We start from the raw sequence: 8,058 nt of genomic DNA, 5'->3' as shown, positions 1-8,058 counted from the left end.
TTGCTTTGCTATGCTCACTTTCATCCGCTGCGAGTGGTTCACTTTATCCGTTCTATCCAATAATTCACATAAAAACGTTCTTTGTGAACTAAATTTTGAGTAATATGTTTTGAAAATTTTAGTGAACCTTTTAATGATGTTTGATTTCCTTCATTTTTACGATATCTTTTGATTAATCCTCTATGGAGTAAATATTCAAGCTCTGAAATAAATAATTCGTAATAAAGTTCTAAGATTGAATTTGATTTTAGCTTAAGTGTACTCGATCCAGTAGATTTTACATCAAATCCCCAAACGGTTTTTATCATTCCAATTAACAAATTCCGCCATTTATCTTCGCCTGCTTTATCAGCTTTTGGTAAAACTTCAACTGTTGTTTTTCCGACTTGTATAACTCCAACATGTTCATTGAATTGTACACCATTTCTAATTAGTTTAAAGAAAGGAGTTTGGTTACCATGATAGATTTCTAAAGCATCATGAAGCTTCTTTTCTTTCTCATTTTTTAAATTAAAGAAAAGCTTTTCATGTTCAAAAACAGTAATTCGATTGTCTTTTATCACAATCATTTCTTATTCATTAATAATTTAATAGCATTCCCGAAATTCTCAGCATTTCCTTTGTGATTTATAATCTCGTAAGATTCTTTTTCTTCAAATTGGGAATAATCTATATGCTCGAAATTGGCAAACACAGAATCGTGCTCTATTTTTCTCACAAATCCGGCACCTAAAACCAATCCAATTCTACCGTAATCGCCAAAGAAATATTCTTGTAATAATGGAATAATATTTTTGTAAAATGAATCGATAATAGTGTTTTCCTTTTTATGGATAAAATAAGCATGACCAATTTGATGATGACGATCTAATAATTTTTCTATTCTTTTATTAATAGTTTCTAGAATTTCAGCAGCTTTAAATCCATAAAGCCCTTGTTGTAAACCTTCCAAATCATATTTTGGAGGTATTTCTTAAAACACAAAACGACGTCTTAATGCTGTATCCAAAGCTTCCACACTTCGATCTGCGGTATTCATCGTCCCGATAATGTAAAGATTTGAAGGCACACCAAATTTTTCTTTACTGTAAGGTAAAGTAATTTCTAAAGCTTCATCATTTCCTAAACGTTTATCCTCTTCGATTAAGGTAATTAATTCACCGAAAATTTGTGATACATTACCACGGTTGATTTCGTCAATGATGAGAACAAATGGTTTACTTGGCGATGTAATATTCTGAGAAGTAGATTTTTTTTCTAAATTTATTTTATTGTTAATGTAATTCAGAACCGACCAATAAGCCGTTGAATTAGATCCACCAATAACCGCTCTAAACTCTTTATCAATATTTTTCACAACCGACAAATCAGGATAAGCTTGTTGTAATTTTTCTGCACGAGAATATGAAACTGTGTATTCTTTTGCATCATCAGAATATATTGGCTTTAAAATCAAATTTCCTCTATCTGAAATACCAACTATTTTTAAACCTAGATTTTCAGTTAAAATTGGAAGAAAGAATTGTTCTTTATTTTCGAGTTTTTGATTCGCTTCCAAAACAAGATCATTAAATGCGTCATCAAAAGAATAATTTTTTACAACTTCAAGTTTTTCAAATTGAGGTTTTTCAGCATTCTTACAAATTTCTTTGAAAATTCCGTTTTTCACTTCATAAATAACACTTTTCACACCATCTTCATTTTCTTCAATCACAGGTTTTATTCCTTCAATAAAATCTTCATACGTCATGCTTTGATGAAAAGTAGTAAATACGATTTGACCTTCATCAACCAAACGATTATATTCTTCTTTTAACGCTTTTCTTTTGTTTGCATCATTTAAGGAATCATTAATCTTGAATTCTGGATTTGCAATTTCGATGGCTTTATTAATCGTATTATACGTTTTACCAGTCCCCGGAGGACCGTAAAGGATTTGGTTTAATTGGATATTCTTCTCGGATAATTGTTTTTCTTTATTGATAATTGGTCTGTGCATATTTTTGACTTCTCTAATTTTTTCTCCAATATTTTCTTCTAAATAGAGTAAAGACTTGGCTAATTTTTCGATTAATTCTTTCTCATTAAAATTAAAAGCCGTAAGAAATCTTATACTTTTTGAATTTTGCCATTTGAACCATTCTATATTTTCAGGTAATCTATCTATTTGATTATAAAAAACATCTTTTGAATTTTGGTCACCTTCAAAATGAATTTCAGTATAAATTTTATTTTTTCTTGATATTATTTCATAATGTACAATAGTATCTCCAATTATATTATGATTATCAGCTATCCATACCCATCTAGAATTATCTTTTACTTCAGAAATTTTAAAATCTTTGAGAATATTATTTTCACTTAATAAATAAGCTTTTAATTCATTTATAATTTGACTAAACTTTAAAAAATTATTTTCTGTTTTATTACACAAGTACTCTTCTAACAATGTTTCGTTTATTGCTATATTATAAAGCTCCTCAATATGATGAATTCTATATTGAGATTTTTGTTGTTGTGGTAAATAATCAACACAGCTCTTCAACCAAAGTGATTGTAGTGTTTGTAGATTTTTGACAACATCTTCGTATCTAAAATAAACTAAAGTTGCTGGAGTTTGTTTTTCAAAATTTTCCGTTTTTAGAACAGGAACTTCCTCAATTTTGCCCAAGTCTTCGTCATTTACCATTAAAGCAAAATCGGTAGCATTAATCATTAAAACAAGACGACTATTTATATTTACCGAGAATCTTTTTCTATAATCATTCCTTACATTTAAAGCTAATCTTTCGTCGTCGAATGATATATGTGCGGTATCTATAAGGGACTTTAATAAATCAAAAAATAGTTTAATAGCTTCTGAGTTGTCAATTAAGTCAATCCTCTTTTTTATTTCTAAATTCATTATTTTTTAAATTTTTTCATTAAAACTTTGACCTAACCCCATCAATCTAATTCTTTCTAAATACTCATAAATCATGGATGAGTTATATTTTGGTTGACCATGCTCATCTTTTTCTTTTTCTAATGCAATTGCCATTAATGCATATTCATTTTCTAACGAAGTGGAGAAAATCCCTTGATCATCAGTATTGATTGAAACTGATAACTGTGGGCAACTCTTCAATAGTTCATGATTTGTTTCTAAACCAAGGTTAAAGAATTTCGTTATTGGGTGTTTTGCGTATCTTCTAAAAGTACCTATCAAATAATTTGATGTTGGATTAGTTTCTATTGCGATATTCAAGCTTTTTATTTCATGCATCATCTTTTCTTGAACAGCATGAACCAACTCAGTATAAGCATGAGTTATTTCAAATTGCTTCATCATTTTCCCTGTTTTTTTAATATTAGAATTAAAATGATACGCTTGTACAATTCGCTTACAATCAATATTACTTCTGATACTTCTATTTCTAGGATACTCATAATTAATACGGCATCTCTCCCAATAATTTAGATTGATCAATGAATAAATATCGTCATCCAATTTATCAAAATATAATTGAGGATCATCTCCTCTAAGTTTCCACGCATCAAAATAGACAATATGATCGATTGTTTTTTCTTTTAAAGGGTTAGTTAGAGCTAAATTAGAGGAAAAAACTTCATAGAATAAATTACTATATAGTTTTTCTAATCTATTTATTTCATTACGATGTATTGAAATACCAAACTTTCTAACTTTTGCTAAAAGCCATACTATATTGTCCAATACAATTTGTTTGGGTAACATTAATTTATTATTCTTAAATAAATAATAATCTTTCACATCAATCCCTAGTGCCAACGCGTGTCCTAAGCGATCACCTTGATTCAGATTACAAAACTTTATAGCTTCGTCTATAGCTCTTAATCCATCAACAATATCATAAAAATCTTCTCCAGCATGATACGTCGCATAGATTTTAGGTTCATCTATAACATCCTTTAAATGGTTAAAGCTCCCTTTTATTTTATGATTTTTAATGTACCTAAAGCCTTGTGCAAAAACCTCAGGAGGAGCATCAAATTCACTTGAAGCTGCGTCAATTCCTCTTATATATTTAGAAACCGCTGAGTATCCTTCTCTAAGTTGACTAATTGCAAGCGTTTGATTCTTAATTTCTTCTCTCGATGAAAAATGTCTACATTGAACTAAACTGGCAACGGAATCAAGTTTTTGATTATCTTTTTTCTTAATATAATGTATTGTATAAAATATATTATCTTTTTCTAAATCATAACCATTTTTGTATTTTATCTTTTTCGGATATTTGATTTGATTTATAGATTGGATTGATTTTTCGTTTAAGGCTAGATTATATCCTGAAATACTATTTTTTAACCTACTTACTTCTTCCTTGGGGGCAACTCTTAGTTCAAATGATTTAATATTTATATGCTTTTTAGAATCATGAACAGCTAAATTCATAAAAGCAGTATGATAGATACTTTTATCAGGTAAAAAATACTCTTTACGATCTTGGTATTTTGAAAAATTACCGAACCCTATCTTATCGTTTACTTGTACTAATTCAGCTCTAAACTGTGCTTTTATCAAAATATAAGCATGAAATAAATGAATATACTTTTCAAAAGTCGAATCTTTTTTATAAATTTTTTGAAAACAATCATACATCAATTTTCGTTCACCATAAAACACATAAGATTTTTCAAAATTACTAGCGTGTATGTTCTTAGGTATAGCGTAATCAATTACACAATCATTATTGTTATTGTAACAAAACTTGTGTCCTAAATCAAATTTCAATACATTAATAGCTTGAGACAAATCAGGCATTTTAAGTAATACATCATAAGATTGCTCCGAATTACTATCCTTTGAAAGATCAATCTTAACATTAATACTCTTTTCGTTGATATTAAGAAATGAGAATAATAGGTACCTGATGTAAGCTGCTTTATAGACAAGTATTTTTAATTCTTTATTAGAATTTAAAGCACTATTAGATACTTTAGTTAATAAGCTTAACTCGCTTTCCAATTGTTTAAAATCCTTTTCAAAATTTGTCGGATTATTCATGATGTTTAACCAACTTAAATCGAAAACAGGACCTGAACCTTTTAAATGAAAATGATTTTCTGCTAATCCTTTATTTAATAATATCCGTAAGCGTTTATTATCTGAAAAAGCTGTAGGTCGCCAAGAAAAGAAATCTCTTTTACGTTGAGATCGATTGTCTATATAAGCAAAAAAAGATGTAGTCATTAAATCTTCACCTGTATAATAAGATAAATCTCTCCATTTTAATAGGTGTGAATAATTAACAAATGGTTCTAAATTATCTTCTACAAGTAGCTTTGAAGTAAAATGATTTAAGAGATGAAAATGGTTTTTATTTTCATCATTATCATCCAAAAACCAATCAGTATCTAGCTTGTAATATACATTCTGGATTTCATCTAATGAGTAATTAGAGAAGGTTCGAAAACCATTCTCTAAAAACGTTTGTAGGTTAATACATTTTTCTGAATCCTTTTGTTTTAAAACAAAATCGGCATTATAATCTACAAACAACAAACGTATTGCTCTTCGTAAATTATCCATTTATTTTCTTTGTTAAATACTTCAACAATTCCTGTTTTGTTTCTTTAACCATACTATCATCAAGGCTATTGATTCCTTCCTTAAAAGATGACAAGTTATCAACTTCACTATTGAATTCATCAATATCTTTTATTTCATTTATAATTGTTGATAAAGTTTGAATTTTATAATTTGGACGATCTTTAATTCTTTTTAACAAAATCTTTAGCTTTTCAAAAATTTGACTTTCTTTTGAAGTTGCTTCAACTTCTTGACCTGACTCAGAATACATTGAATTAATTATCTTTATTAAATCATCAGAAACTAAATCATTATTTTCATCATATTCTTTTAAAACAGGATATTCTTCACTTAATTTATTAATGATTGAAAAACTTTTTTTATTTCTAGAATGAAATGAAAATAATAAAACTTTTATGATTGGATAACTAATAAAATCTTCAACTAAATCTTTATTATTAATGCTATATATAGATCCATAAACAAATAGTAAAATAAAGCAATCAAAATAATTATCAGGTAGCTCTTCTTTTATATGTAGTTTTCTAAAACTACTTAGATTATCAAAATAATTAATAGAAAACGAAGGGTTAAATAATTGTTTAATAAATATTGAATTTTTAAACCATTTTAAATTTTTTATTACAAAATCTTCTTCTTCTTTAATTTTAAAAATTCGGAATAAAGGTTGATAATTATAAATATTATTTAATAATGAAAAAGGAGATAACGTAATTTTTTTATAACTATCAGTTAAGGTATCTTTTTCATACTCAATTCGATAATTCTTATTATCCCCTAAGATATAAATAAACTGAGATAACAAAAATAAATTACTTTGATCTAAAGATTCAATATTAAGTTTTTTTATTTGTTCATCTTTTCCTCCATATGTAAAATGATCTCTAGATTGTCCCTTATCATTTTCAGCTAAAATTTTAAAATCAAAACTTATAAATCCATAACGAGCAAATTCAGAATAAATCTCATTATTAATTAATTCTTGCTCTTGGATTAAAATAGAATAAAATGCTTTCAATGTTGAAATAAACTTTAAACCAGGGTAGTCATTAAAAGATAATTTATCCTCAAAACATTTCATACTATATATTACATCTCCAATAGATATTCGTTCCGGAATTTTTGAGATAGACAACGTTCTTAACTCAGATATTTTATATTTCTCAAATAAGAATTTAATAATTGTTAAATTACAATGTTCTATTTTAACATCATCTAAACTTTTAAAAAAATCAAATTCTATTTTGTTTTTTTCTATTTCGTTTAAAATATATTTTTTTAATATTGAGATATTATTACTGTTAGATAGATTGAAAAAATTCTGTATTCCTCTAATCGTATCTAAATTAAATATATAGCCAACTTGATTAGTTTTAAAAACTAATTTAAAGTTATTGTATAAATCATTTTTTACAATTTCATATAAATTTGAAGAATTTGATTCAAATAAAACTGAATTACCTTTTCTTATTTCAAAATCTATTTTTTTAATTTTCTTTACATCAGGTAGTACTAATCTTCTTGTAAATGGGATTAATTTTTCTAAATATTTTTCCGATTTTTTCTCAAAATCTATAGACAGTTTCTGGTTATTTAGTTTCACATTTATTGTTTCTCTTAATTGTTCTATTTTACAAGCAACTAAAAGAATAATATTTGATTGAATTAAAAATTGTCTAATATCTTCTAACATTTCATATGCTCCAGATATGTTTAAATCAAAATCATCGATAGCAATAACTAGAAAATCCTTTTTTTCTTCAAATTCTTTTAAGTAAATAGCTATTAAATCTTTAAAGCATTTTCTCAAATTACTACTTGTTGCTAAACGACTCAAAGCTTCAATTGATTCTTTTTTATACAATTCTTTTCTATCAGAATTAATTATCTGTAAGTTCTCAAACACTTGTTGAAATTGCTTAATAATATTTCGTCTGGAATCATCACTTAAATTACAATCATGTTTTGAAATTTTGTTTTGAAATTTATCAAACATTTGAGCCAAAATAATTTCAAACAAACTTTCTCCGCCTCTAAATAAAGAAGGATCTACTATATCTATAGTAGCAAACTGAGTATTTGCAAGCACAACACTATTTGAAAAAAAAGATTTATGATTATCACTGTTTTTTCCTACTAAAGCGTCGCGAAAAGAAATCATTGAGGAAGATTTTCCTTTTCCTCTTTCTCCTGTAAATGCTATGATATTATTAAAATCATCATAAGTATTATTTTTTGATGACTGCTCAACTATTTCTTCAACATTTTTTAATGCTGCTTCGTATACTTCTTTAAAAATAGAAGTATTAAAGTTCTTACCATCTTCAATTTTTATTTTGTACTCTTCATTTAGGTTAATGATTAATGTAGAGTCATTATTTGTATTAGTATCATTCATATTTAAGTTTTTCAGTAAGTTTTAGTTAATAACCTGAATTCGATTATTAATACAAAGCTAACTGACTGGAATTTAGATGTTCAAATTT

At 26.7% G+C, this 8,058-nt stretch carries 5 protein-coding genes; all 5 read right to left on the bottom strand.

The window, feature by feature from the left end; translation table 11 throughout:
- Positions 1-38: 38 nt before the first annotated feature.
- The 5 genes from EG240_RS15705 to EG240_RS15685 are packed head-to-tail and all read right to left on the bottom strand — an operon-like array spanning position 39 to position 7,970.
- Positions 39-569, bottom strand: coding sequence for a 5-methylcytosine restriction system specificity protein McrC (locus EG240_RS15705; RefSeq protein WP_125020282.1), 531 nt, complete (start codon positions 567-569; stop codon positions 39-41).
- Positions 566-952: a hypothetical protein gene (locus EG240_RS15700; protein WP_125020281.1), complete on the bottom strand. Its 387-nt coding sequence runs from the start codon at positions 950-952 to the stop codon at positions 566-568. Before EG240_RS15700 ends, EG240_RS15705 begins: the two co-directional genes overlap by 4 nt.
- Before the next feature lie 21 nt (positions 953-973).
- Positions 974-2,905, bottom strand: coding sequence for an McrB family protein (locus tag EG240_RS15695; protein WP_125020280.1), 1,932 nt, complete (start codon positions 2,903-2,905; stop codon positions 974-976).
- Between the two features lie 6 nt (positions 2,906-2,911).
- A complete protein-coding gene (locus EG240_RS15690) occupies positions 2,912-5,551 on the bottom strand; it encodes an amidohydrolase family protein (RefSeq protein WP_125020279.1) in 2,640 nt (879 codons plus the stop codon).
- Positions 5,544-7,970 (bottom strand): hypothetical protein, encoded by a 2,427-nt coding sequence (locus tag EG240_RS15685; RefSeq protein ID WP_125020278.1) that lies wholly within the window; start codon positions 7,968-7,970, stop codon positions 5,544-5,546. Before EG240_RS15685 ends, EG240_RS15690 begins: the two co-directional genes overlap by 8 nt.
- Positions 7,971-8,058 lie beyond the last annotated feature (88 nt).

The sequence above is a fragment of the Paenimyroides tangerinum genome (genome assembly GCF_003865405.1).
In the GTDB taxonomy this organism is placed as follows: domain Bacteria; phylum Bacteroidota; class Bacteroidia; order Flavobacteriales; family Flavobacteriaceae; genus Flavobacterium; species Flavobacterium tangerinum.
This window is presented reverse-complemented; position numbering and strand designations above follow the sequence as displayed.

Coding starts and splice junctions, on each gene's coding strand:
- EG240_RS15705 (WP_125020282.1), bottom strand. CDS start 569: ATGATTGTGATAAAAGACAATCGAATTACTGTTTTTGAACATGAAAAG.
- EG240_RS15690 (WP_125020279.1), bottom strand. CDS start 5,551: ATGGATAATTTACGAAGAGCAATACGTTTGTTGTTTGTAGATTATAAT.
- EG240_RS15685 (WP_125020278.1), bottom strand. CDS start 7,970: ATGAATGATACTAATACAAATAATGACTCTACATTAATCATTAACCTA.
- EG240_RS15695 (WP_125020280.1), bottom strand. CDS start 2,905: ATGAATTTAGAAATAAAAAAGAGGATTGACTTAATTGACAACTCAGAA.